Genomic DNA, 22,584 nt, shown 5'->3' with positions numbered 1-22,584 from the left:
AAAGTTAATGCACCCACAGATTGAACAAAGGGGAACTCACTGAGAGTCCCCTTCGAGCTTCTTCACGAGCCTGTCGACTATATCCATGAAAGCCTTCGCAGAGACAGTGTCCTCGTAGAGGACTATCGGGATTCCAGCGTCGCTCGCCTCCCTCGCCTTGAGGTCGATGGGGATCTCTCCGAGGAAGTCCACGCCCTCCTTCTCGGCGAGCTTTCTTCCGCCGCCCTTTCCAAAGAGGTCTATCTCGTTGCCGCAGTGCGGGCAGATGAGGTAGCTCATGTTCTCGATCACCGCAACGTACGGGACTTTCATCTTCTTCATCATGTTGACGGCCTTGCCTGTGTCTAGGAGGGCAACCTCCTGGGGGGTAGTGACTATCACAGCCGCGTCGAGCTGGAGGGTCTGGGTTACGGTGAGTATCTCGTCGCCAGTTCCAGGCGGGAAGTCGATTATCATGAAGTCGAGCTCCCCCCACTTGACGTCGCCTAGGAGCTGCTTTATGGCCTTGGTAACGAGCGCACCGCGCCAGATGATCGGCTGATCCTCGGGAACGAGGAACCCCATGCTCATGACCTTAATTGGGGTGGTCTGCCCCATGAAGTCGTTCATTGGCGGGATCATCTCAAACCTTCCATCTTCCATTCTCTCCGCCAGAACGTCGGCCTTCTCAACGCCCAGCATTTTGGCCACGTTGGGGCCGTGTATGTCCGCGTCGAGGACACCCACGAAATAGCCCTTCTTCGCGAGGGCCGCCGCGAGGTTCACCGCGACTGTGCTCTTCCCAACGCCGCCCTTACCGCTCAGGACGGCTATCTTGTACTTCCATTTGCTCTGCTTCTCCTTTATTCTCTCGGCGAGTGGGTCCGCACCGAGACCGGGAACGTTGAGTGTGGGAGCTTTGATCGTCATGCTTAACACCTCCGGCTTAGGTTGAATGAAGGAACTTAAAAGCTTTGTCCCAAAATTTGACAGCATTACCCACATCTGGGCAATTAGAGGGGCACCACAACGGGAACTCCCCTTACCTCAGCGATCTCAACCTCAACCCCGTAGACTCTTTTGAACAGGCCAGGAGTGAGAACCTCGGTACCTCCGTCGGCAACGATTTCCCCATTCTTCATGAACACGAACCTTTCGGCAAAGCGGAGTGCAAGGTTAACGTCGTGCATCACCAGAATGGAAGTGTTCCCCTCCGAAGAGAACTCCCTCGCTATCCTCATAACCTCAAGCTGGCTTTTTATATCCAGGTTGTTGGTCGGCTCGTCCATCATGAGGATTTTCGGCTCCTGGGCCAGAGCCCTCGCCACACCAACCTTCTGAAGCTCGCCGCCGCTCAGCCTGTTCGTGATCTTGAGGGCAAGGTGTTCTATCCCGAGCTTCTTCAGCGCGCTTCTCACAGCTTCCACGTCCCGTTTTGAAGGCCTCAATCCCATGTAGGGCCTCCTGCCGAGGAGAACCGTATCAAACACCGTCATAAACCCGGGCTCCGTCCTCTGGGGTACATAGGATATCAGCTTCGCAAGTTCATCGCGTTGGTATTCTCCAATGGGCTTTTCAAAGACCTCAACTCCACTGCACTTGAGAATTCCTGAGAGGCACTTCAGCAGGGTGCTCTTTCCAGCGCCGTTCGGCCCGAGGATCACGACGAAGTCACCCTCACCTATCTCCAGGTCAAGCCCCCTCAGAACCTCGGCACCGTTGTATGAGTAGCGAAGGTTCCTCGCCCTAATGGCCTTCATCTCCTCCCCTCCATCCTTATCAGGAGATATATGAAAGTCGGGGCGCCGAGGAAGGAGGTCACTACTCCAACCGGGAGCATCATTGGAGCCATAATCAGCCTCGCGACGGCGTCTGCAGTAACGAGAAGGAGAGCACCTGCGAGGGCAGAGAGGGGAATAAGGAATCGGTAGTCTCCTCCCGCAACGAGCCTTATCGCGTGGGGGGCTATAAGGCCTATGAAGCCTATCACCCCGACGAAGGCGACGCTCACGGCGGTTATGAGGGCCGCCAGGAACGTGGATATCAAACGAACCCTCTCGACGTCGACTCCAACGCTTTTTGCAACTTCCTCACCAACGGCCGACGCGTTGAGATCCCACCTCTTCACGACGAAGTACACGAAGACTGGCGTGAACACGATGAACATTATGGCGTTCTCCCGCCACGTGGCCCTCCCGAGGTCTCCAAAGCTCCAGTAGACCATCGCGGCAAGCTGAAGCTCGTCGGCAAAGTACTGGACGAGGGTCGTCAGCGCCACGAAGAAAGAGCTCATCGCAACACCCGCGAGTATTATGGCCTCAGGTGAGAGCCCCTTGAGCCTCGCCAGGAGAAGTATTACGCCCACAGCAACCATGGAACCGATGAAGGCAAAAAGCACCACCGCGTAGGGATTGCCAAGGGATATCCTGCCGGTACTTTCCGCGTATCCCGCGCCTAGGATTATTGCGAAGGAAGCACCGAACATAGCCCCGTGCGAGACTCCCATCGTGAAGGGGGTCGCCAGGGGGTTCCTTAGAAAGCCCTGCATCACAGCGCCGGCCACGGCCAGGGCCGCCCCAACGAGGAGGCCGGCCACTATGCGCGGCAGGCGAACCTTCCAAACGATAAGGGAAGCACTCTCGCTCCCCCTCCCGACGAGCGCACCGAGAACCTCCCGGATGGACAGGTAGTACGAACCGTGGGAGAGGGAGTAGAGGCTAACCAAGAGGGTAAGAAGGAGCAAGAGAAGGCCAATGGAGAGCTTCCTGGCAACGTATCCCTCGTAGTCCATAGCCATCACGGGGAAGTCGGCAGGGAATACTTAACCCTTCCGTTCTCGAGGTCTATCCTTCCGAAGCCGCCGAACTGGTTCGCCATGTCCTCGTAGACTGGCTTTCCAACGAGGAAGGTGTAGACCTCGTCCGCCTTCTTCACTGGGTCAACGTCGGCGAAGCGGTCTGGGTAGACGACCTTTCCGATGTAGTAAGTGTCAGCTATAGCGGTACCGAGGTTGGTGTTGTAGAAGTTGAAGGGAAGTAAGCCGTACACCCTGCCCCCCTTCACGGCTCTTAGGGCCCTGTAGAAGTCCGGGTTCTTTCCGTAGTCATCGAGGATTATCTTCAGGCCCCCCTCATCGATGAAGAGGTAGTCAGGATCTTCCCTGAGAAGCCACTCCTTGTCAACGGTCTTCCACCCGGAACCGAGGGAAGATGCTATGTTGGTGAGGTTCAGGGCTTCAAAGGGAGCGTAATCGCCGTATGTGCTCTCTATCCCGTGGGCTCCCTTGTGGCCTATCCCGCCGGCGTAGACCCGCGGGCTTTTCTCCCCCTTTGCCCTCTTTCCGAGGTCCTCCTGGACCGAGTTGAGGAAGTCAACAAGCTCCTTCGCTCTCTCTTCCCTGTGGAGGATTTTACCGGCGAGCTGGATAGACTCTATGAGTTCTGGATCGTTGAAGTTCTCCATTCCGCTCCTCGCGCCGTAGCTGAGGACGACAACCGGGATCCCGGTCTTCTCCTGAATCTCATCGGCCTGCTCCCCGCTTATGAAGACCGCTATTATCACGTCCGGCTTGAGGCGTATTAGGGACTCAACGTCCGGAAGCTTGCCCGGACCTCCTGAACCCACGCTCGGCAGGTCTTTCAGCTCGGGATGTGCAAGGATGTAGGGCCTGCCGTAGGGGTACTTCTTCTCAAAGTCCTCAACGCCAACAACCATGTCGCTTGCGTTTAGGTAGACGACGAGCCTCAGCGCTCCAGGCCCGATGGCGACTACTCTCTGAACGTTGGGAGGAACCTGAACGCTTCTCCCAAGGGAGTCCTTTACGGTCAGATATTTCTGAGATGTTGTTCCGGTTTCCCCTGATGGTGAGGTGCCCACACACCCGCTCACAAAAACCACGAGCAGTACGAGCAGAACGAACATCAACCTCTTCATACCCTCATCCTCCCGTTGAGTTCAACTATCCCGCGCCCGATGACGCCCAGATACTTTTCTCCAGCGCAGTTGAGGCAGTAGGGATTCCCATCCACGTAAACTGCCCTAGTTTCCATAACGAGCTCTCCGCAATTGGAGCAGCGCACGCTCCCAAATATTGGAGCCTGCTCTATCGGTGGGACCCTCACGCGCTCGATTTTGAACTCCTCCCTCGGAAGGTGAAGCATCCCCATAGCGGCCTCTTCCCACAGCTCCCAGAGGCGCTTCCTTTCCTCGGGAGTTCCTTTACGCTCCTTCACGACCTTGTTGAAGAGCTCCACGGCCCCGGGCGGGTAGTACTTGGCAAGCTTTTCCGCATCGGCGTAGACCCTAACACCATCCCACGTCGAGCGCCTCACGAGGGTTAAAGCCGTCTTTCCGAGGTCGAGGTAGATCAGAGAGTTGTTCCCGAGTGTGCAGCCCGTTGTTACCTGGACGCCGTCGGTAAAGCAGCTGTTGACCTCGACTATCGCCAGGATCGACTCGTCAACGCTTCCGGAGTAGTCGAGCCTGCCGACGCCGAGTTCCTCCATCGCCACCAGCGACGCTCTGATTCCAAGAGCGAGGTAGGGGCATGCGTGCCCGTGGAACTCCCTCGCGTACTCTAAAATGGCCTCCGTATCCCTCTCCTCGACAAGCCTGTTGAGAGTGAGCATGGTATCACCAATTGTCTTTCTAGTAGCACATTTTTAATCTTTTTCTAAATTCGGTGTTATGAACGAAAGGTGAAGAACCAAAACGGTTCCCGATGGGGTAATGACGTATCTATCACAGCTTCACCCCGGAGAGAGCGCCTGCACGCACTTCAGTACGGCCTCAATGTAGCTCTGATAGTCCATGGCCTGAACCGCCGCTTGGTGGAAATAACTGTCTATTAACACCGGCGCAAGGATTCCGAAGAGAACCACCAACGCACCCAGGATTAGGTTCACCGATGTGAGGATCCAGTCTTCCTTCATTTCATGGGAGTCCTCGGGGTGTTCTTTCCCTTCGTGTTCGTCATGCCCCCCATGGCCGTGTCCCTCGACTGGCTTCCCGCGCCAGAGAGTAACGAGAACCCTGAAGTAGGCCCAGGCCGCTATGGCACTCGTGATTATAACCACAGAGCCGAGCCAGACGCTTTTCTGTATCACAGCGTCAAAGATTAGCATCTTGCTGAAGAAGACGTTGAGAGGTGGAACTCCAACGAGGCTGAGTGTTGCGAGTCCAAAGAGGAAGGTAGTTACCGGCATCTTCCTCCCAACTCCAGCCAGCCCGTCTATGGTCGTCTCCCCAGTCTCGTGGATGAAAGCTCCGACGGTGAAGAAGAGGAGCATCTTGGCTATGGCGTGGTTTACGATGTGGAAGTTTATAGCCAGAACAGCGAGCTCCGTCCCAACTCCGAGAGTCATGAATAGGTAGCCCATGTGGAGTATCGTCGAATAAGCTATGACCCTCTTAACGTCCCTCTGGACAAGCATCATCAGGGAACCGAGGAAAGCTGTCGCGGTTCCGAGCGTGAAGAAGACCAGCGAGAGCCAGCCCGAGAACGAAACTCCCTGGAAGACCGTGTAGAGGAACCTCATGAGGGCGTATATTCCAACGACCTCAACGAAGCCGCTCAGGACAGCTCCAACGGGTATCGGAGCGCCCTGATATGCATCCGGGAGCCAGTAGTGGCCGGGGAAGATGGCGCTCTTTACGAGAACCATCGATATAGTTAAGGCGAAGAAGATTCCGAGGGCCAAAGTCGGGTCTCCAAAGACCTTCACCGTTACCGGGAAGCTTATGTTATGGAACTTGGCGCTTAAATCAGCCATGTTGACCGTCCCGAGGGAGGAGTACACGAAGCCGAGGGCAAGGAAGTAGAGACTCGTGGCAACGGCACCGCTTATCCCGTACTTGAAGGCCCCTTCGATGCTCTCGCTCCTGTTCCTGTAAAAGCCAACTATCGCGTAGGCGGAAGCGCCGAGAACCTCCATCATGACGAAGAAGTTGAAGGCATCGCCCGTCATGAAGGCCCCGAGGGTTCCGGCCTCAAGGCCAAGGAGGAAGGTGTAGAAGAACTCTATTCCGTGTTCCCTGATGAATTTAGCTGAGTATATTCCAGCCATCAGGAAGCCGAAAGTGGCAGTCAAAACCAGCGTAGCTGAGAGTCTGTCAACCTCAAAGACGATGCCTATCGGCGCTATCCAGTTTCCGAAAGCGTAAACTAACGGCTCATTCGAGGAGTAAACCATCCTAAAGAGCTTTATTCCCGCGATTAGGGCTACCGTTTGAGCAGTCAGGGCATAGGCTATTACGACCTTCCTGTTCTTTCCTGTTGCAAAGGCTATGAAGGGGAGGAAGAAGGCAAAGCCGAGCGGTATGACCGGGACTATTCCAACCTCCATGCTCTCACCTCAGTCGAATATCTTCTTCGCGTAGTCCTCGAAGTAGGCAACTACGTTCTCCTTGATCTCCTTATCATCGAGCGTGCTCACGTCGATCCAGTGGACGTAGAGCCACTTCCCGTCGTCGCTGATGTCCACAACTACCGTTCCGGGGGTGTTGGTTATCGAGTTGGCAACGAGAACCTTCCCGTAGTCACTTTTAACTTCAAGTGGAATCCTAACGATTCCGGGGTTGGCCTTGAGAGTGAAGACCCTCTTGGCCACGTCGATATGCGTTTTGGTCTCTTCTATGAAGAAGTACCTGAGGCCGTAAGTTATCGCGTAGAACCACCTTTTAGGTGAAAAGAACTTGAGGTCGTTCTCTATGAGCCAGTGGCCGACTATGAGCGAGATAATGAGGGCGACGATGCTCCCCGTTATCAGGTCGTACTCGCTGACCGAGCCCGTGTAAAACAGATAAACGGCGAGCGCTATGAAGAACGTCCCAGGAGAGAACCTCACGTTCATTCCCTCTCCCCCCTCATTATCTCTGCCATATCACGGGCGTCAACCGTCCCGTGGAGGCGGTAAAACTGGATCGCGTAGGTCGTTAGGAGTATGTTCATGGCCATGCCTATGACGACCGCCGTTAACACCAGCGCCTGCGGGACGGGATCAACTGCCCTGCCCAGGAACTCCTCAACCGTTAGGTGCTTCTCGTATATCGGAGGAAAGACGGGATACACTAGGCGGTACCCGACGAGGACGAAGAGCATGTTTATCGCATCGCCCATCACGTTGAGCATGATGATCTTCTTGATGAGGTTGGATCTGGTTGCAACGCCGTAGATTCCAAGGAAAGTCATTGCGAAGAGCGTTATCGTGATGTAAAAGATGAGAAAGCTCGCGATCACCGCACCTCCCTCCGTAGGACGCTCTTGAATATCCACTCGGAGATCCCGAGGACTAAGAACACCGTCAGGAATCCGAAGGTGACCGCGGTGTACTCGCCGACGTCAAGGTTGAAGAGACCGGTCTCCCCTGGAAGAAGGTTTATCTGGAGGATTTTTCCGCCGTAGAGGAAGACCGGGACGAGGACCGTTGTCAGGATAAGCGCCAGACCGAGGGCGTATGCCGAGACTGTGTGCCTCAATGTTAATCCCTTCCTTTCCAGAGTGAACTTGCTGAAGGCCGCGAAGAGGAGTAATGCAGCCACAGCCATGGCCGAACCTCCCTGAAAGCCGCCTCCAGGTGTTAGGTGGCCGTGGAGGGCTATTGAGGCCGAAATTGAGACTATCATGATGACGACGAGTTTCACCGTTGCCCTCACTATGAGATCCATCTGCCTGTGCGGTTCTCTCGCTTCGAGGTCGCGGACACTTTTTTCCTGCTCTTTGGTTAGTCTGAGCACGCTTAAGGCCCCCATGATCGCCAGAAAGAACACAAAAGTCTCAAAGAGGGTATCGAACCCACGGTAGTTCCAGACTATAGCGGTTACCACCTCTGGGCTGTGGCTCGTCAGGCCCTCGTGGGCGAAGGCATGACTCAGGTAGAACTCGCCAAGGGTCCTGAGGGGGTTCTGGGCTATCCCAAGAACGTCCTTTACCGTTATCGCGTATGAAATCACCAGGAAAGCCAGCAGGAAGGACACGGCAACGTAAACGTCTCGCCTCATTCTCCCACCTCATACCTCTCCGTTTTGCTTATCGCGAGGATGACCAGAGCTGTATAAGCGCCGACTGCTATAGCTAGATACGCCAGAACTATGTCCGGAGCGGCCAGGATGTAGAAGCCAAGGGCGAAGAAAGTTGACTGGACGGAGCTGAGGGCGAGTGCCTTGAGGAGGTCATGCTCCTTCATGGCCAGATAGCTGAAGACGAAACCGAAGGAGACTACTATAGCCAGGATTACGAGGTGAAACTCCTGCATCTCAGACCCTCCTGAAGGTGAACTTCGGTTCTTCTTCCTCCCCAGGAACCTCTTCGTGTTCCCTCACCAGCTCGGCAACGTCGCTCCTCTTTGGAAGGTCTCCCTCAAGGTGATCAACTACTAACTTGGGCTTCTTCCCAATCTTTCCAAAGTAAACTGCCGAGACGAGTGAGTGCGATCCGGTTGGTGCTATGAGCAGGATTAGGACGCCGACTGTGAACGCTATGCCTGCCATGAAGAACCTCTGCTCACCGAGAGGTTGATAGACGAGGGCAACCAGTCCGGCTCCAAAGACGGGCAAAGCGGCGCCCCCTATGGTACCCACCGTCGCCGCGTGGCTCCTCATGTAGAAGTCCCCAAAGCGGAGAAGCCCTATGGCCGCTATGAGATCGTAGATGGCCCCGAGGAGGATGGCGATTGAGCCTATTATGAATATGATCTGCTCGATCATACCTCCACCTCCCCGTAAAGGACGTACTTGGTGTAGTAGATGTCAAGCATGAATGCCCAGAGGGCAAGGATTATCGCGCCGCTCGCAAGCATGATGGACTTGAAGTATATTCCAAGTATCACCATGAAGGCCGCCATGTCAAAGGACAGACAGTCAACCGCGAGGATGATGTCGGCTGTGGTCGGCCCTTTTATGGCTCTTATTCCGTAGAGGACGAAGGCAAGGGTATAGATGACGGCCGCGAAATAGAGAACCTCCTGAAAAACATCAACGATGTTCAAGATACCACCCCCAGCAGGGCTATTAACAGAGCCAGAGCTATCGCGAACCCGCTTATCAGGGCGTTCATATCGAGGTTCCTCTCACCGCCCCATCTGGCGAGTCTCTCAAAGAGCCTTATTAATGGCATGAACATGGCCTCGTCGAGGTGTCTGACTGGGTAATCCAAAGCATCGTCGTAGTCCTTAATCAGCGGAAGCTCGTGTTTCGGAACGACCTTAACGACCGGAAGGAGGTATCTCAGATACGCCTTCTTGACCTCCTTCAGGAAGAAGTCAGTGGTGAAGCGCAGGATATCGCCCATGTTGTAGAAGATGAGGAGAAGTTCGCTGGCCCTATCCGTTGGCATCCTGCCCAGCCTCCAGCCGGCGTAAGTCGAGAGGAAGAGGATGGAAACCGCGAAGCCGGCATTCAGATCAGTGAAGAAGGCCTCCGAAAGGCCCCCCATTTCCAGCCCGGTGAGTTCCACAACTATGTGCTGGAGCCAGGGAAAGACCATCAGCGGGAAGACCGCCACCAGGAAGCCGAAGAAGGCCACTACACCAGTTACAGCCCTTATGTATAGGGGTATCTCATCCCTCTCCACTTCCCTCTTGCAGAGGAGGCTGTTGATGCGTCTGACCTGCAGGATCGATGCCAACGGGAAGAGGCCGAGGAAAGCCACCGTCAGTCCCATTGCCCAGAGGTAGACGTTGGCCGTTCCGAAGGAGGCCTCGTAGATCAGCCATTTGCTCACGAAGGCCGCCAGAGGGGGTACCCCAGCCATCGAAAAGGCCGAAAGCGAGATCAGGAGGGCTATCACATGACCCCTAAGGAGCTTCCTCAGGGAGCATATGTTAGGCTCCTCGCCGTAGTGCTCTATCGCACCCAGACCGAAGAAGATGGCGCTCTTGTAGAGGGTCTGGTAGAGGGTGTGAAGGATTGCACCAACCAACGCCACGGTGCCAAACTCTCCGCCAAGAATGAGGGCTGAACCGAGGGCGAAGTAGGAGACGCCGACGTCCATGACGCTGTGGTAGGCGAACTTGGTCTTCAGGCGTATTTCCTTGAAGGAGTAGAGGGTGGCAAAGACCGAGACCGTTCCCAGGAACGCCAGGGTGTAGCCAAGAACCTGGGAAACAGGGAGTGTCTCGAAGAACACCCTGAGCGAGAGATAAACCCCATTCCCCTCAAGGGCGATGAAGATTGGAACGAGCGGTGAGGGAAGCCTCCGGTAAACCCTAGGAACCCATGTATGGAACGGGAACACACCCGACCTCACCAAGGCAGGGAAGAGGTAGAGAACGTAGAGAAGCCAGACCCCAACGGGCAGTTTATCGAGGTTCTCCCTGAGGGCCTCAAAAGTGAGGCCGTGAAGACTTCCAACGGCAGAGTAAGCAAGGCTGGTGGCTATCAGGAGGGGGATTATACCGAAGATCTGGGTAAGGACGATGTAGTTCCTGGCAGTTACGCGTCCCCTCTTAGGAACCGTTGAGAGGAAGAGCGCCAGTGTAAAGACCGCCATAAGCTCGTAGGAGAGCGTGAGCTTCTCAAGGTTGTCCGTCGCTAAGAAGAGCAGGGACGAGGCTAGCGTTCCGTTGTAGGCGAGTGAGAAGGTCATATGCCTAGGCTCCATGTCGTAGTGCAGAAGGTATAGGGAGACGAAGAGGCCAACAAGACCTAGGAAGGCTATGAAAAAGCCGTTCAGGGGCCCTATACCAACCTCCGTCTGAAGGAGACCGGAGAGTATCTCTCCCTCAATTTCATGATAAACACCATAGGCCCCGACGAAGAGCGTGAGAAGGGATCCGATTACAGCGGGGGGCAGGCTCACCCGGAAGTCCCGCCTGAAGAGAGGAGCTACCGCACCCAGGGCAAAGAAGGCCAGTGCCAGTGATATTAAGGATGAACTCGTGAGCGCCATCATGCTCCCACCCCGTAGAACGTTATCTCCTCAACGAGCGGATAAGCCAGGATGGCGGAAACCAGAGTCAGGAGAATGAGGGTTATCAGTGAGGCGTTGATGATCCAGTGCGTTGGGGCCTTTTCAACGCTCGGCTTTCCAAAGACGTTCCTTCCAATCCATTTCATCCCCACCCACAGGAACACCGCCGAATCGGTGAGTACCATTATTATCGGAAGCCACGCCAGGGATGTAGTTTTAAGAGCGATCAGGTCCGTTAAAAGCTCCGCCTTGCTGAAGGCTATGCCCATAGGCGGAAGACCGGCAAGACCGAGTAAAGCCACCGCCCAGGAGAAGCCGTTAACCGGGAGGACGTCCTTCAGTCCGCTTATCTTCGTCATGTCGAGCGTTCCGAGTGAGTATGTGAAAGTTCCAGCGGTGAGGAAGGCGAGACCCTTCACGAAGGCGTGAGTAGTGAGCTGGAACATCGCCGCTTTGAGGCCTATATCGAGGCCCAAGGATGCAAAGGTCAGTCCAACGAACATTATACCCGCTTCAGCAACCGTTGAGTATGCTAGAAGTCTCTTCGCGTCCTTCTGGACAGGGTAGTTGAGTATCGGAATTAGGAGCGTTAGGGAGACCATTATCGCCATGAAGTAGAAGACCCAGATCGGGAGGTGGCCGATGAACTGGAGAACCCTGGCGACTAGGTAGACACCCATCTCCACCATCGCCGCACCGTGGAGGAATGCTGAAGCTGGAGTTGGAGCCTCCATAGCGTCCGGAATCCACGAGTATGTTGGAAACTGGGCGCTCTTCGTATAACCAGCGAAGAGGAGAGCTATGAACAGCCAGGGCTTAACGGAGGGAGCAACGTGGGAGAGGGAGAACAGGCTGAGATCGTGGAGCTGGGTTATGCCTATTCCGATGGCAGTATAGAAGCCTATCATCGCCCCAACATTTGGGATTATGAAGGCCTTGAAGCCCGCCCTTCTCCCCTTCGGAGTGTTATAATAGCTGACGACACCCCAACAGGCAAGGCCCATAAGCTCGAAGAAGATGAGCAGACCGAGAAAGGTCGAAGAGTAGATGAAGCCAAGCGTAGCACCTTCAAAGAGGGTCATCCAGGCGTAGAAGAGACCCCTCCCCTTTCCGCCCGGATGGCCGACGTTCCTCTCGCTCATGTATTCGACGCCGTAGAACATGAATATGAAGCCCGCAACTGCAACAACGGTGCCTATCAAAACGCTCATCGGGTCTATTATTATCCCGTAGACCTCACCCAGGTTTTTAGTGGTGAGGTAGGGAATGTGAACCATCTCTTGATGCCCCGTTAAGAAGAGGTAGGCAACGCCGAGCTGGGCAATTAAAGCCGAGATGAACGATGAGAGCATGACAACATCCGCTTTTCTCTCGTCCAGCTTGAAGAGTATCAACCCCCCGATGAGCGGAACAACGTAAGCCAGTGCCGCAAGAAGCCCTATCATAGCTTTCCCTCCCACGCTGGCCAAAAATCTATTAGGTTTGTCTAACGAACCCTTTTAAGCTTTTTCGTCCATACACGAAATCCTTTTTGACAATTGTATACAAAGTGCGAAAGATGATAGGCTACGGCGAGAGGTTTTCAAACTTCGCGAAGGCACCTCCGAAGTAACTGGAAACAAGTTCAACAACCGATTTTGAATCGAACGGAAGTGACGAGATCGTTCTAAGGGCCTCCTCAACGAAATCCCTGGCAATCCCAACGGCCTCTGTGAATACCCCCGAACTCCTCATCCTTTCGAAGAGCTCAAGGAGGTTTTCCTCGGTGGGTTCTCTGAGGGTCTTTTCAACTAGGGAAGAGCCGTAGCGTTCCGTGTAGAGGATGAGCGGGAGCGTGGCTTTCCCGTTCAGGAGATCCTTAAAGCGGTCCTTTCCGGTTCCGGGGAAGTAGTCAAGGACGTCGTCAACTATCTGGAAGGCCCTCCCTACGAGCGTTCCAGCACTGTCAAGCTCCCTCCAAAACGGTTTTCCAAGGTAGTACGCGGGGAGGGCAAATGAAGCCCCGAAGAGCCTCCCGGTCTTCCCATCGATGATTTTGTAGTATGTTTCAACGTCGAGGTGGACGGTTCCCCTAACGGCTTCCTGGAGTATCTCCGCCTTCACCATATCCTCAACCACTTTGGCAACGTAGTCGACCATCTCAAGCTTCTTGGAAGCGATGACCCGGAGAGCCCTTATGAATAGGAAGTCTCCACTCAGAACAGCCAGTTCAGGACCCCAGCGCATCACAACGGTCGGATTGTTCCGTCTCTTCTCGGCAAGGTCTATTATGTCGTCGTGGATTAGGCTGGCGGTGTGGATGAGCTCTATTGAAGCGGCCAGGTCAAGGGCGTCCCTCTCATCGAGGCCGAAGCCCCTCGAAACGGCCAGAGCTATTCTCGGCCTTATCCTCTTTCCGCCGCTCTTTATGACGTATTCACTGACCTTCTGGGCCAGTTCAACGCTCCCCTCAAGGAATTCCAGCATCTTTGAATCCAGCGACTCCATTTATTCACCCCCGAGCTTCCAGGCTAACGCGGCTCCGGCCAGAGCTATTACCAGTGAGCCGTAGACACTCCCAAGACCGAGGAGGTAGAGCGAGAGAAACTCAAATATCACAAAAACCGTAAAAGGCAGCATGCCCCTCTTCTTTGAGTAGACCTCCGTGCTCAAAGCATAGAAAGCAGTGAAAATCACGGCCTCAAGGAATAAAGGCAGAACGTCTCCGGTGAACGAGACAGGGAGCTTCATTATGAAGTTGGTGGCAACGAACGTTCCTATCCCAAGAAGGATGAACTGACCGATGCCGAGACCGAGGCCAATGGAGAGGCCATCTCTGTTTTTTGCCAGGTAGTACTTTCCAGCCTCGATAGTCAGAGCGCTGAGGAGAGATACTAGTGGAATGGAAACAGCCCTTGAAAGGAGGAGAGTTCCGGTTAGGGAGTAGAATGGAAGGATTATTGCAAGAACCAGCGCCAGCCCGGAACCCAACGCAAGCTCCGAAAGGCTCAGCCTCCTCTTCCACAGGTAGAGACCAACTAAAGCGATTAGCGCACCCCCCATGGCCGCGAGCATGCCCGTGGGGTTGGGCTTCGGAGTTAGTCCAAGGGCAAGACCAACGAGTTCATCGTTGCGGTAGACGATGAGAACCGGGAACGAGCCCTTTTCGGCATTGACCGTGTATTTCAGCCTTAACAAATCCCCCCGGGTCTCGTTGCCATCATAGGTAAACTCCTTCAGTTTCCCGTAGTTTTTCAGCGTTAGTTCCCTGAGGTTCTGGAAGTAGTCCTCCGTGAACTGCGCCTTAAGCTCGTCGCTCATATACGGCTCTATAAGGGAGTAGTTCCCAGTGTTTATCGCCCCAATAAACTTCCCCATGAATTCGTCGCCTCGAGCAGGAGAGCTGGCGAAAACAGGCGATAAAAGTATGAGAGCAAAAAGAAAGATTACCAGGGCTTTTTTCATGGTTATCCCTCACACGGCGTTGGAGAGGCCCTTAATGAGCTTTTCGGCGAGACCGTCTATTCCGGGAATTCTGTAAAGCCTGCCCCTCATGTAGGTGTAAATTCCAAAGAGAGCATATATCAACCAGGCGTAAACGACGTAGATAGCCGGCCCGAAGTGGGGGTAGACCTTGTTCACGGGCATGTGCCAGACCGCCATGAACGCCAGCCAGGCGAAAAATCCGAGGACGCTGGAGTAGGCCGCGTGCTTCTTGGTGAACTCGTCGGTGTCCTTCATTAGTATAAGGGGAATTCCCCCGACGAAGCCCATGATGTAGGCTATGAAAGCGTTGGCAAAGCTCCTCATATCGCTCACCTCACGGGTTTGGGTTTTAACCGGATGCATTCTCAATCACCTCCGAGATAGCCTCGATGAGCAGGGGACTGCGGTGATTCAACCTGGCGCGGTAGTACTTCAAACCGAGTTTATCGGCGACCTCCTTATACTCAACATCCAGCTCGTAGAGGGTCTCGATGTTCTCAACCAGGAAGCTGAGCGGATAAACTAGAACCTCCTCAACTCCCTCTCCCTTCAGCCTTTCAAGGACCTCGGGAACATCCGGGCCGAGCCATTCACCTTTTCCGAACTTGCTCTGGAAGGCGATCTCCCAGGGGGAGTCAAAGGCCTCCATGACGGTTTTGGCAAGCTTCTGGTGGCTCTCTAGGTAGGGGTCACCCTCGTCTATGACCCTCTTCGGAAGGCTGTGAACACTTAGGATAACGTAAGGGTTCTCAAAGCCGCTCTCTTTAAGGCCAGCCCTGATGTTCTCCCTGACCCACACAACGAACTTCCCGTTCTCATACCACTCTCTTACATAGGGAACTTCGCCAAAGAGTTCACGGATTTTAACGAGACAGCGCTCTGTCGTTGAGCTTGAATAGACGTGGTACATCGGGAAGACCAAATCGAAGGGCCCTTCAATCTCTTCAAGGAGTGGCCTTGAGTAGCACATACCGAGTTCTATCTCATAGCCTGTTCTCTCGCTCACCCCTTCAGCTATCTCGCGCATGTAATCCACGAGGGGGCTTTTACCACCTATCGCGTCGTAGTGGGATTTAACCTGCCTCGCCCTGGCCTTAGCTATTCCCTTGATTATTACCCTAGCCCCTGGAACGTCGAGGCCTATGTGGTGCCTGACATCGTAGAGGAAGCGGAAGATGAAGTCCCCTATTTCATCTGGAGTTGTGGGCGCTCCCATGTAAGTGAAGAGAATCCTCACGAGTTCACCCCCATAAAGAATGAAAGGGTCAGAGCTTGCCGTTCATGGCCGCTCCGAGGTTCTTGGCGAGGGTCAGCAGGAAGCCGAGGCCCTTCTGAACGTCCTCATCTCTGAGATAACCGAGTGCAGCCGTCATGCCAACCCTCGGGATCTCCTTCGGATCCGTCTTAGACAAAGCCTTAAGGAGCGCCCTAACGAGTTCCTCGGTGTTCCACTCTATCTCCCTGACCTCGCTCGTTTCAAGCTCTCTAACGGGTTCGAGGGCCGCGTTTCCAACACCGAGGAGTCTCAAAACTGCCTTTTCCTCCGCTATGGTCTCGAGGAGTTTGTCTCCGTTCTCGGTCACGGCCTTGAGCAGGCCGAGGGTCCCGCCCTTCTTGAGAGCTAGAGCAACCTCGGCGAGCTCCTTAACGGCCGCTATCTCTTCCGGAGTGAGATTAAGTTCGCTCATCTTCACCACCTCACAACCTCAGGCTGTCGAGCCAGCCCCTGTAGAAGGAATCCTTCATCAGCCTCACGAGCGGGCTCTTGAAGAGCAGGTAGCACTCGCGCTTGTACTTGTTGCCCTTCCACTCGTACTCGCAGTTTCCTGAGAAGCCGGTGTTATAGCCGTGTCCCACACAGAGGGTCGGCGCGTATTCGGCAACCGGATAACCACCGTGTATCCTGTGGAGTATGCTAGTTGAAGCAACTATCGCCGCGTTGTGGAGCGGAACGCCAGCGGTAAGGAGTCCAAGTGGTGGCATTGAAGCTTCGCTGACGATGTAAACTTCATCGTAGTCAGGATACCTGAAGTCCGGTCCCTTAACCTTCGCCCACCTTGGATCTTTATCGTCGGCCATGAAGGCCATAACATCCGGTATCGCTATCGGCGGCACCTTTATGAGGAGGTCGTACTCGACTTCTGCGTTCTTGGTGACGACTTTGTTGGGCGTTATCTCGACGTGACCCTCGTTTGGTATGAACTTAACCCTAGCCTTCTCCATCTCCCTGCTGAAGAACCGGATCAAGTCGGGTCCGAGTCCGATGGCAGGCTCCTTATCAGGGTGGACGACGGTTATTTCGACGTCCTCTATTCCGCGGTGCTCGAAGTACATCCTGAGGTTGAGGCTCATCTCGTAGGGGTAGATTCCACAGCGGTGTGGCCCCTCTGGAGTGTAGATGACTACCTTACCTCCCTTGAACTGGAAGAGCTTCTCGTGGAGCTCAACCGCCCCATCAAGCGTGAAGTTGTGGTAGCCGTACTCGTTCATGCCCTTGTACTTGTCCCAGACGTACTTGACACCGAGGCCGAGGAAGAGGTAGTCGTAGTCGTAGACCTTTCCGCTCTCGGTCTTTACATGCCTGTTAGCTAAGTCTATGTCCGTAACTTTATCGATGTCGACCTTGAAGCCATAGACCTTTTCCGCGTTCTTTATCGGTGCCCACGTTTCATGTGGAGCGGCTGAACCCAAGGCCACTTCCATGAACAGCGGCGGCATGTAGTGCCTCTCGCTCGCGGTGACCATCGTTACGTCAACGTCAATCCCAAGTCTCTTTGCCTCAGCAGTCAGATACCTCCCAGCGACCAGTCCGGCGGTTCCTCCGCCGAGTATCAAAACCTTCGCCATAACTGCACCTCCTCGTTAGGCATGTCTAAAAAAATTGGGAAACTTGGGTATTTAACCCTTTTGATTATCGTACCCTTTCAGTTTGGAATAGCTATCTGCCGAAAACGATATAAGAAGCGAAGGTCAAGTCAACTTCTGGTGATGCACCATGGCCGTGAAAGCTGAAACCGGGAAGGAGGTAACGATAGGACTGGTCGCCATACTCTTGACACTGCTGTTCGTATTGTTTGCATTCCTGCTGCACAACGTTGTATGGATTGTGGTAGGAATGCTCTTCACTGTCGGCTTCGCTCTCTACGCAGCCGAGGCCCATGGAATCGGTTTTTTCAGCAAGCCAAAGGCGGGAAGTTAGTTCCGCCATCAAAATTTTCATTTTTTTAACCAGAAGAATATTCGACTTCCCGAAAACATTATAAGTTTGGGAGTCGGTATCCTGAGTTTGAGGGACAAACTTGGAGGTGACGTGGAATGGATCCGGTGTTGCTGTCTAGAATTCAGTTCGCCTTAACCGCAGGCTACCACTGGATCTTCGTGCCGGCAAGCATAGGAATGGGCTTCATGGTATTCCTCCTCTGGACAATGGCGGCGATAACCAACGAGGAGCAGTGGCACAAGGCAGCGAAGTTCTTCAGCAAGTGGCTCGGAGTGTTCTTCGTTCTCGGCGTTCCAACGGGAATAGTCATGGAGTTCGAGTTCGGTGCCAACTGGGCAAACTACTCAACGTTCGTTGGCTCAATCTTCGGTCCGCCGCTGATGCTCGAGGGTCTCTTCGCCTTCGCGCTGGAGTCGACCTTCATCGGCGTTCTGCTCTTCGGCATGGACAGGCTCCCGAGGGTCATAAGCTGGTTCGCCTCGTTCTTCGTCTTCATCGGTTCAAGCCTCTCCGGCCTCTGGATTCTCATAGCAAACAGCTGGCAGCAGGTTCCATCCGCGTACATAATCAAGGACACTCCGCTTGGACCGAGGGCCGAGCTGACCGACTTCATGAAAGCTGTGTTCAACCCGCTGATGGTTAGCCAGTACACCCACACCATCAACTCGGCCATAATCACAGGTGCTTACATAGTTGCCGCGGTCGGTGCCTACTACCTCCTCAAGAAGAGGCACGTTCAGGTGGCAAGGAGCGCGGTAGCTATAGGAATAGTCGTTCTCGCTATAAGCTCGATAATCCAGCTCTACCCAACCGGCCATGAGGAGGGTGCCGTCATAGCCAAGTACCAGCCAACCAAGCTGGCGGCCGACGAAGGTCTCTACAAGACAGAGGAAGGCGCACCTATGCTGGTCTTCGGAATAGTTGACGAGAAGAACCGGGAGGTCAAAGCGGCCATAGGAATTCCTAAGCTGTTGAGCTGGCTGGCCTTCGGAGACTGGAACGCTAAGGTCCTCGGATTACACGACGCGGCCGAGTACGTCTGGTACCAGCAGGTGCTCAACAACCCGAACTACGCAGACGAGAAGGTGAAGAAGGAGGTCGTCGAGCAGATTATGAGGGCCCACGGAATTAATCCGAACGACCCGAAGGCAAACGAGAAGATGGTCGAGGTTCTCGAGGAGAGCATTCCGGTTGCATTCATGTTCTACGCCTACCGCGTCATGGTCGGCCTTGGAACGCTCTTCATCCTGATAGGCGGCCTTGGAGTGCTCCTCCTGCTCCTCGGCAAGCTCTACGACTCTAGATGGTTCCTCAAGGTGCTCGTTTACACCCTCCCGCTCCCGTGGTTCGCAGGTGAAGCCGGCTGGTTCACCCACGAAGTCGGCAGGATGCCCTGGATGGTCTGGGGAATGGTTACGGTAAACACCGGCGTCTCATCCAACGTCTCGGCAACCAGCGTTCTCATAACCCTAATAGGCTTCGTCGTGGTCTACACGATACTGTTCTACATCTGGCTCCACTTCGTCAAGAAGCTCGTCAGGGAGGGGCCCGAGCCCGTTGAGGGCGACCCAACCGCCAAGCCCGCCCCAGCCGTTAGCGCCGCGGGAGGTGGTCAGTGATGGACTACGCGACTGCCTGGTATTACTTCTCGGCTTTCCTCCTTGGAATGTACCTGGCATTCGACGGCTTCGACCTCGGACTGGGAAGCCTTTTAGCTTTCGTCAAGGACCAGAAGGACAGGGACGTACTAATCAACACGATAGCCCCGGTGTGGGACGGCAACGAGGTCTGGTTCATCACCTGGGGTGCAGGAATCTTTGCAATGTGGCCGGCCCTCTACGCGACGCTCTTCAGCACGTTCTACCTCGCAGTCTGGTTGCTGGCGTTCCTGTTCATATTCAGGGCCGTTGGCTTTGAGTTCAGGAACAGAAACAAGGCCCTCTGGGACAAGCTCTTCGCTCTCGTCAGTGCACTCATACCGCTCGTCATCGGCGTCATCGTCGGCAATCTCATAGAGGGAATTCCGATAGATGCCAGCGGCTTCCACGGCTCGCTCCTGACGCTCTTTAGGCCGTTCCCGCTGATAGTCGGCCTCTTCGTCCTCTTCGCGGTGATGTGGCACGGGGCCAACTGGGCGGTCTACAAGACGACCGGAAAGCTCCAGGAGCAGATGAGAAAGCAGGCATTCAACTTCTGGATCCTCACGGTGGTCTTCCTGCTGCTCGTCGTGGTCGGCATGAAGATCTGGGCACCTCTTCGCTTCGAAAGGGCACTGACGCCGCTCGGCCTGACGCTGACGCTGATAATCCTTATAGCAGGACTGCTCGACGGCTACCTCATCAAGAAGGGGGACGAGAAGCTCAGCTTCTACATCAGCTGGCTGGCCTTCCCGCTGGTTGTTTATCTCGTCTACTACAGCATGTATCCCTACTGGGTCATCTCAACGACCGACCCGAACTTCAAGCTCAGCATCAATGATTTAGCCGCATCACCGCTGACACTCCAGGCAGTGCTGGGAGTCTCAGTAATACTTGCAGTGATCATCATGGCCTACACCCTCTACGTCTACAGGATGTTCGGCGGAAAGGTCGAGGAAGCGAAAGGCTACTACTAAGCCCTTCTTTTTCTTTACCTTTGAATTTCGAACTTCCAAGGGAAAGGTTTATATTTCGGCAGTGCTAAGTTTATTTTGGTAACCTAAAAGATGGTGGTCGAAATGCACCGAGGGAAATCTAACCAATGGCCCTACGACAGAAAGCCCATCCTCGTATTCTGGGAGACTACAAAGGCATGCCAGCTCAAGTGCAAGCACTGCCGCGCTGAGGCCATCCTCCAGGCCCTTCCAGGAGAGTTGACAACCGAAGAGGGAAAGAAGCTGATAGACTCGCTCACAGATTTTGGAAGGCCCTACCCGATACTCATCCTCACCGGTGGAGACCCGCTAATGAGGAAGGACATCTTCGAGCTTATCGATTACGCCGTGGAGAAAGGCATTCGCGTCGGTCTCGCTCCAGCGGTTACTCCACTCCTCACGGAGGAGACGATAAACGAGATAGTCAGGCACGGCGTTAAAGCGGTAAGTATAAGCCTCGACAGCCCCTTCCCGGAGGTTCACGATTCGATAAGGGGCATAGAAGGGACGTGGGAGAGGACAGTCTGGGCTATAAAGGAGTTCCTGAAGAGAGAAGTGAGCGTTCAGGTAAACACTGTGGTTATGCGCGAGACCGTTGATGGCCTCCCAGATATGGTCAAGCTCCTCAAAGACCTCGGCGTGAACATCTGGGAGGTCTTCTACCTAGTTCCCACTGGCAGGGGGAGCTTCGAGAGCGATCTGAGGCCAGAGGAGTGGGAGGACGTTACCCACTTCCTCTACGAGGCGTCAAAACACCTTCTCGTGAGAACCACCGAAGGGCCGATGTTCAGGAGAGTTGCCATAATGAGGAAGGCCCTCGAGGAGAAGGGGATAAACCCGGACGAGGTTCTTAAGCCTGGAGAACTCTACTTCAGGCTCAAGAAGAGGTTGGTAGAGCTTCTCGGAGAGGGAGGAGAAGCAAAAGCTCAAACTATGGGAACGAGGGACGGCAAGGGCATAGTCTTCATCTCCTACCGCGGCGATGTGTATCCAAGCGGCTTCCTACCTTATCCGGCTGGAAACGTGGGGGAGAAGAGCCTCGTGGATATCTACCAGAACTCAGAGCTTATGAGAAAGCTCCGGTCGGCCGAGTTCAAAGGAAGATGCGGAGCCTGCGAGTTCAAAGAGGTCTGCGGCGGGAGCAGGGCAAGGGCTTATGCCTACCATGTTGATCCACTCGCTGAAGATCCCGCCTGTCCCTACCAGCCCGGAACCTACCTCAAGCTCGCCTCCCAACTCGGAATAAAACTCCCGATCGGAACCTTTGGTGAAGAAAAGCCGGTTTGAGGTGGTGGAGATGAGGAAGGCCGGGATAATCCTCATAGCAGTTTTACTCCTCTCAGTCCTCTCAGCCGGATGTGTGAGCAACTCTGGAAGCAGTGAGAAAACAACATCCGCGACACCCAAAGAGATAACAGTTAATGACCTCGCAGGGCGGAGCGTTACCCTTAAGGTCCCGGTGCAGAGGGCTGCTATACTGTCCACTTCTGCCCTTGAGATAGTCCAGCTGTTGGGTGCAGAAAACCAGGTCGTCGGAATACCAGCTGAAGCTAAAGCCGATACATTCCTCTCCGACAAGCTCAAGAACAAGACAATAGTAGGAAAGAGGCTCAAGATAGACGACTGGGAGAAGGTTTTAGCTTTAAAGCCGGACCTCATGGTGAACCTCTACCTCAAGAAGTTTTACGACGTTGACGAATTCCTGAGCAGGTCGACCAGCTACGGAATCCCAGTTATAATGCTCCGCGAGGACAAACTGGAGGACATTCCAAGGGCAGTAGAACTCCTTGGAAAGGTCTTTGGGAGAGAAGATAAGGCGAGAGAGTTCACCAGCTATTTCAACGAGCAGGTCAGCGAAGTTAAGAAGATCGCCGAGAAGATACCCACTGAGAAGAGGAAGAAAGTCGTCATGATACAGCCGATAATGGGCAAGTACTTCGTCGTCAACGGCAACGACGTTCTTGCCCAGGCGGTTAGGCTGGTTGGGGCAGAATACATGGCCAACTTCACCTTCAAAGGCTACAGCCCGGTTAGAGTCCCGCTCGACAAGGAGAAGATCATAGCCCAGTTCAAAGATGCAGATGTCCTTATTCTGCTCACGAGTGCGGTAACTCCCTACGACAAAGTTGAGGCAATTAAGAACGAGATGCTGAACGATGAGGCGTGGAAGGGCATAAAGGCAGTTAACGAGGGCAACGTCTACGTCCTTAAAGCTGAACTCGATAAGGACAGCTTCCTCCGCTGGAGCCCGCGCATGGCCGTCGGGATCTGGGTGGTAGGAAAGGCCATCTACCCTGACTACTATCCGGACTGGAAGGACAAAGCCAACGACTTCCTCAAGAGGTTCTACAGCCTCTCCTGACCATTTTTCTTTTCGGGGTG

25 protein-coding genes are annotated in these 22,584 nt (G+C 54.4%); 5 read left to right on the top strand and 20 right to left on the bottom strand.

The window, feature by feature from the left end; genetic code table 11:
• Nucleotides 1–36: 36 nt before the first annotated feature.
• From A3L09_RS01580 to A3L09_RS01485, 20 genes are all read right to left on the bottom strand, one after another.
• Nucleotides 37–909: an Mrp/NBP35 family ATP-binding protein gene (locus A3L09_RS01580; RefSeq protein WP_088857313.1), complete on the bottom strand. Its 873-nt coding sequence runs from the start codon at nucleotides 907–909 to the stop codon at nucleotides 37–39.
• Between the two features lie 83 nt (nucleotides 910–992).
• Nucleotides 993–1,739, bottom strand: coding sequence for an ABC transporter ATP-binding protein (locus A3L09_RS01575; RefSeq protein WP_088857312.1), 747 nt, complete (start codon nucleotides 1,737–1,739; stop codon nucleotides 993–995).
• Entirely contained in the window at nucleotides 1,736–2,770 is a 1,035-nt protein-coding gene (locus A3L09_RS01570) for a FecCD family ABC transporter permease (RefSeq protein ID WP_088857311.1), read from the bottom strand. Before A3L09_RS01570 ends, A3L09_RS01575 begins: the two co-directional genes overlap by 4 nt.
• 5 nt (nucleotides 2,771–2,775) lie before the next feature.
• On the bottom strand, nucleotides 2,776–3,912 hold the full coding sequence (locus tag A3L09_RS01565; protein WP_088857310.1) for an iron ABC transporter substrate-binding protein: 1,137 nt from the start codon (nucleotides 3,910–3,912) through the stop codon (nucleotides 2,776–2,778).
• Nucleotides 3,909–4,607, bottom strand: coding sequence for an FmdE family protein (locus tag A3L09_RS01560; protein WP_088857309.1), 699 nt, complete (start codon nucleotides 4,605–4,607; stop codon nucleotides 3,909–3,911). The genes A3L09_RS01565 and A3L09_RS01560 overlap by 4 nt, the downstream gene beginning before the upstream one ends.
• A gap of 120 nt (nucleotides 4,608–4,727) precedes the next feature.
• Nucleotides 4,728–6,323, bottom strand: a complete 1,596-nt coding sequence (locus tag A3L09_RS01555; protein ID WP_088857308.1) for a proton-conducting transporter transmembrane domain-containing protein — start codon at nucleotides 6,321–6,323, stop codon at nucleotides 4,728–4,730.
• Nucleotides 6,324–6,332: 9 nt separating this feature from the next.
• Nucleotides 6,333–6,830 carry a Na+/H+ antiporter subunit E gene (locus tag A3L09_RS01550; protein WP_088857307.1) on the bottom strand — a complete coding sequence of 166 codons (498 nt, stop codon included), beginning with the start codon at nucleotides 6,828–6,830 and terminating at the stop codon, nucleotides 6,333–6,335.
• Complete coding sequence (locus tag A3L09_RS01545) at nucleotides 6,827–7,216, bottom strand: sodium:proton antiporter (RefSeq protein WP_335755340.1); 390 nt, start codon at nucleotides 7,214–7,216, stop codon at nucleotides 6,827–6,829. The genes A3L09_RS01550 and A3L09_RS01545 overlap by 4 nt, the downstream gene beginning before the upstream one ends.
• The gene (locus A3L09_RS01540; RefSeq protein WP_088857306.1) at nucleotides 7,213–7,977 is read right to left on the bottom strand and encodes an MnhB domain-containing protein; all 765 of its coding nucleotides are present in this window, start codon (nucleotides 7,975–7,977) and stop codon (nucleotides 7,213–7,215) included. Before A3L09_RS01540 ends, A3L09_RS01545 begins: the two co-directional genes overlap by 4 nt.
• Complete coding sequence (locus A3L09_RS01535) at nucleotides 7,974–8,231, bottom strand: hydrogenase subunit MbhD domain-containing protein (RefSeq protein ID WP_088857305.1); 258 nt, start codon at nucleotides 8,229–8,231, stop codon at nucleotides 7,974–7,976. Before A3L09_RS01535 ends, A3L09_RS01540 begins: the two co-directional genes overlap by 4 nt.
• Nucleotide 8,232: 1 nt before the next feature.
• A complete protein-coding gene (gene mnhG, locus A3L09_RS01530; protein ID WP_088857304.1) occupies nucleotides 8,233–8,682 on the bottom strand; it encodes a monovalent cation/H(+) antiporter subunit G in 450 nt (149 codons plus the stop codon).
• Entirely contained in the window at nucleotides 8,679–8,963 is a 285-nt protein-coding gene (locus A3L09_RS01525) for a monovalent cation/H+ antiporter complex subunit F (protein WP_088857303.1), read from the bottom strand. Before A3L09_RS01525 ends, mnhG begins: the two co-directional genes overlap by 4 nt.
• Entirely contained in the window at nucleotides 8,960–10,867 is a 1,908-nt protein-coding gene (locus tag A3L09_RS01520) for a complex I subunit 5 family protein (protein ID WP_232473556.1), read from the bottom strand. Before A3L09_RS01520 ends, A3L09_RS01525 begins: the two co-directional genes overlap by 4 nt.
• A complete protein-coding gene (locus tag A3L09_RS01515; protein WP_088857302.1) occupies nucleotides 10,864–12,330 on the bottom strand; it encodes a hydrogenase 4 subunit D in 1,467 nt (488 codons plus the stop codon). The genes A3L09_RS01520 and A3L09_RS01515 overlap by 4 nt, the downstream gene beginning before the upstream one ends.
• Nucleotides 12,331–12,451: 121 nt before the next feature.
• On the bottom strand, nucleotides 12,452–13,372 hold the full coding sequence (locus tag A3L09_RS01510; protein WP_088857301.1) for a polyprenyl synthetase family protein: 921 nt from the start codon (nucleotides 13,370–13,372) through the stop codon (nucleotides 12,452–12,454).
• Nucleotides 13,373–14,242 (bottom strand): DUF3887 domain-containing protein, encoded by an 870-nt coding sequence (locus tag A3L09_RS01505; RefSeq protein WP_088857300.1) that lies wholly within the window; start codon nucleotides 14,240–14,242, stop codon nucleotides 13,373–13,375.
• Nucleotides 14,243–14,338: 96 nt separating this feature from the next.
• Nucleotides 14,339–14,713 (bottom strand): hypothetical protein, encoded by a 375-nt coding sequence (locus A3L09_RS01500; RefSeq protein ID WP_232473555.1) that lies wholly within the window; start codon nucleotides 14,711–14,713, stop codon nucleotides 14,339–14,341.
• Nucleotides 14,700–15,587 carry a ferrochelatase gene (gene hemH / locus A3L09_RS01495; protein ID WP_088857299.1) on the bottom strand — a complete coding sequence of 296 codons (888 nt, stop codon included), beginning with the start codon at nucleotides 15,585–15,587 and terminating at the stop codon, nucleotides 14,700–14,702. Before hemH ends, A3L09_RS01500 begins: the two co-directional genes overlap by 14 nt.
• Before the next feature lie 28 nt (nucleotides 15,588–15,615).
• Nucleotides 15,616–16,038, bottom strand: coding sequence for a DUF1641 domain-containing protein (locus tag A3L09_RS01490; RefSeq protein ID WP_088857298.1), 423 nt, complete (start codon nucleotides 16,036–16,038; stop codon nucleotides 15,616–15,618).
• A 10-nt stretch (nucleotides 16,039–16,048) separates the two neighbouring features.
• A complete protein-coding gene (locus A3L09_RS01485; RefSeq protein ID WP_088857297.1) occupies nucleotides 16,049–17,197 on the bottom strand; it encodes an NAD(P)/FAD-dependent oxidoreductase in 1,149 nt (382 codons plus the stop codon).
• A 148-nt stretch (nucleotides 17,198–17,345) separates the two neighbouring features.
• Here A3L09_RS01485 and A3L09_RS01480 point away from each other — a divergent pair, with 148 nt between their 5' ends.
• From A3L09_RS01480 to A3L09_RS01460, 5 genes are all read left to right on the top strand, one after another.
• Nucleotides 17,346–17,549 carry a hypothetical protein gene (locus tag A3L09_RS01480; RefSeq protein ID WP_088857296.1) on the top strand — a complete coding sequence of 68 codons (204 nt, stop codon included), beginning with the start codon at nucleotides 17,346–17,348 and terminating at the stop codon, nucleotides 17,547–17,549.
• Nucleotides 17,550–17,665: 116 nt separating this feature from the next.
• Nucleotides 17,666–19,189 carry a cytochrome ubiquinol oxidase subunit I gene (locus A3L09_RS01475; protein WP_088857295.1) on the top strand — a complete coding sequence of 508 codons (1,524 nt, stop codon included), beginning with the start codon at nucleotides 17,666–17,668 and terminating at the stop codon, nucleotides 19,187–19,189.
• A complete protein-coding gene (gene cydB, locus A3L09_RS01470; RefSeq protein WP_088857294.1) occupies nucleotides 19,189–20,184 on the top strand; it encodes a cytochrome d ubiquinol oxidase subunit II in 996 nt (331 codons plus the stop codon). The genes A3L09_RS01475 and cydB overlap by 1 nt, the downstream gene beginning before the upstream one ends.
• Nucleotides 20,185–20,274: 90 nt before the next feature.
• On the top strand, nucleotides 20,275–21,489 hold the full coding sequence (locus A3L09_RS01465) for a TIGR04053 family radical SAM/SPASM domain-containing protein (RefSeq protein WP_232473554.1): 1,215 nt from the start codon (nucleotides 20,275–20,277) through the stop codon (nucleotides 21,487–21,489).
• 10 nt (nucleotides 21,490–21,499) lie between these two features.
• Nucleotides 21,500–22,564, top strand: a complete 1,065-nt coding sequence (locus A3L09_RS01460; RefSeq protein WP_088857292.1) for an ABC transporter substrate-binding protein — start codon at nucleotides 21,500–21,502, stop codon at nucleotides 22,562–22,564.
• Nucleotides 22,565–22,584: the final 20 nt, after the last annotated feature.

This window comes from Thermococcus profundus (assembly GCF_002214585.1).
GTDB classification, from domain to species: Archaea; Methanobacteriota_B; Thermococci; order Thermococcales; family Thermococcaceae; genus Thermococcus; species Thermococcus profundus.
This window is presented reverse-complemented; position numbering and strand designations above follow the sequence as displayed.

What these genes read in the sequence shown, in the direction of transcription:
- A3L09_RS01465 (WP_232473554.1), top strand. Translation starts at nt 20,275, where the DNA reads ATGGTGGTCGAAATGCACCGAGGGAAATCTAACCAATGGCCCTACGAC.
- A3L09_RS01535 (WP_088857305.1), bottom strand. Translation starts at nt 8,231, where the DNA reads ATGCAGGAGTTTCACCTCGTAATCCTGGCTATAGTAGTCTCCTTCGGT.
- A3L09_RS01570 (WP_088857311.1), bottom strand. Translation starts at nt 2,770, where the DNA reads ATGGACTACGAGGGATACGTTGCCAGGAAGCTCTCCATTGGCCTTCTC.
- A3L09_RS01460 (WP_088857292.1), top strand. Translation starts at nt 21,500, where the DNA reads ATGAGGAAGGCCGGGATAATCCTCATAGCAGTTTTACTCCTCTCAGTC.
- A3L09_RS01515 (WP_088857302.1), bottom strand. Translation starts at nt 12,330, where the DNA reads ATGATAGGGCTTCTTGCGGCACTGGCTTACGTTGTTCCGCTCATCGGG.
- A3L09_RS01540 (WP_088857306.1), bottom strand. Translation starts at nt 7,977, where the DNA reads ATGAGGCGAGACGTTTACGTTGCCGTGTCCTTCCTGCTGGCTTTCCTG.
- A3L09_RS01480 (WP_088857296.1), top strand. Translation starts at nt 17,346, where the DNA reads ATGGCCGTGAAAGCTGAAACCGGGAAGGAGGTAACGATAGGACTGGTC.
- A3L09_RS01490 (WP_088857298.1), bottom strand. Translation starts at nt 16,038, where the DNA reads ATGAGCGAACTTAATCTCACTCCGGAAGAGATAGCGGCCGTTAAGGAG.
- A3L09_RS01555 (WP_088857308.1), bottom strand. Translation starts at nt 6,323, where the DNA reads ATGGAGGTTGGAATAGTCCCGGTCATACCGCTCGGCTTTGCCTTCTTC.
- A3L09_RS01485 (WP_088857297.1), bottom strand. Translation starts at nt 17,197, where the DNA reads ATGGCGAAGGTTTTGATACTCGGCGGAGGAACCGCCGGACTGGTCGCT.
- A3L09_RS01505 (WP_088857300.1), bottom strand. Translation starts at nt 14,242, where the DNA reads ATGGGGAAGTTTATTGGGGCGATAAACACTGGGAACTACTCCCTTATA.
- A3L09_RS01560 (WP_088857309.1), bottom strand. Translation starts at nt 4,607, where the DNA reads ATGCTCACTCTCAACAGGCTTGTCGAGGAGAGGGATACGGAGGCCATT.
- A3L09_RS01580 (WP_088857313.1), bottom strand. Translation starts at nt 909, where the DNA reads ATGACGATCAAAGCTCCCACACTCAACGTTCCCGGTCTCGGTGCGGAC.
- cydB (WP_088857294.1), top strand. Translation starts at nt 19,189, where the DNA reads ATGGACTACGCGACTGCCTGGTATTACTTCTCGGCTTTCCTCCTTGGA.
- A3L09_RS01475 (WP_088857295.1), top strand. Translation starts at nt 17,666, where the DNA reads ATGGATCCGGTGTTGCTGTCTAGAATTCAGTTCGCCTTAACCGCAGGC.
- A3L09_RS01565 (WP_088857310.1), bottom strand. Translation starts at nt 3,912, where the DNA reads ATGAAGAGGTTGATGTTCGTTCTGCTCGTACTGCTCGTGGTTTTTGTG.
- A3L09_RS01550 (WP_088857307.1), bottom strand. Translation starts at nt 6,830, where the DNA reads ATGAACGTGAGGTTCTCTCCTGGGACGTTCTTCATAGCGCTCGCCGTT.
- A3L09_RS01510 (WP_088857301.1), bottom strand. Translation starts at nt 13,372, where the DNA reads ATGGAGTCGCTGGATTCAAAGATGCTGGAATTCCTTGAGGGGAGCGTT.
- A3L09_RS01500 (WP_232473555.1), bottom strand. Translation starts at nt 14,713, where the DNA reads ATGCATCCGGTTAAAACCCAAACCCGTGAGGTGAGCGATATGAGGAGC.
- A3L09_RS01575 (WP_088857312.1), bottom strand. Translation starts at nt 1,739, where the DNA reads ATGAAGGCCATTAGGGCGAGGAACCTTCGCTACTCATACAACGGTGCC.
- A3L09_RS01520 (WP_232473556.1), bottom strand. Translation starts at nt 10,867, where the DNA reads ATGATGGCGCTCACGAGTTCATCCTTAATATCACTGGCACTGGCCTTC.
- mnhG (WP_088857304.1), bottom strand. Translation starts at nt 8,682, where the DNA reads ATGATCGAGCAGATCATATTCATAATAGGCTCAATCGCCATCCTCCTC.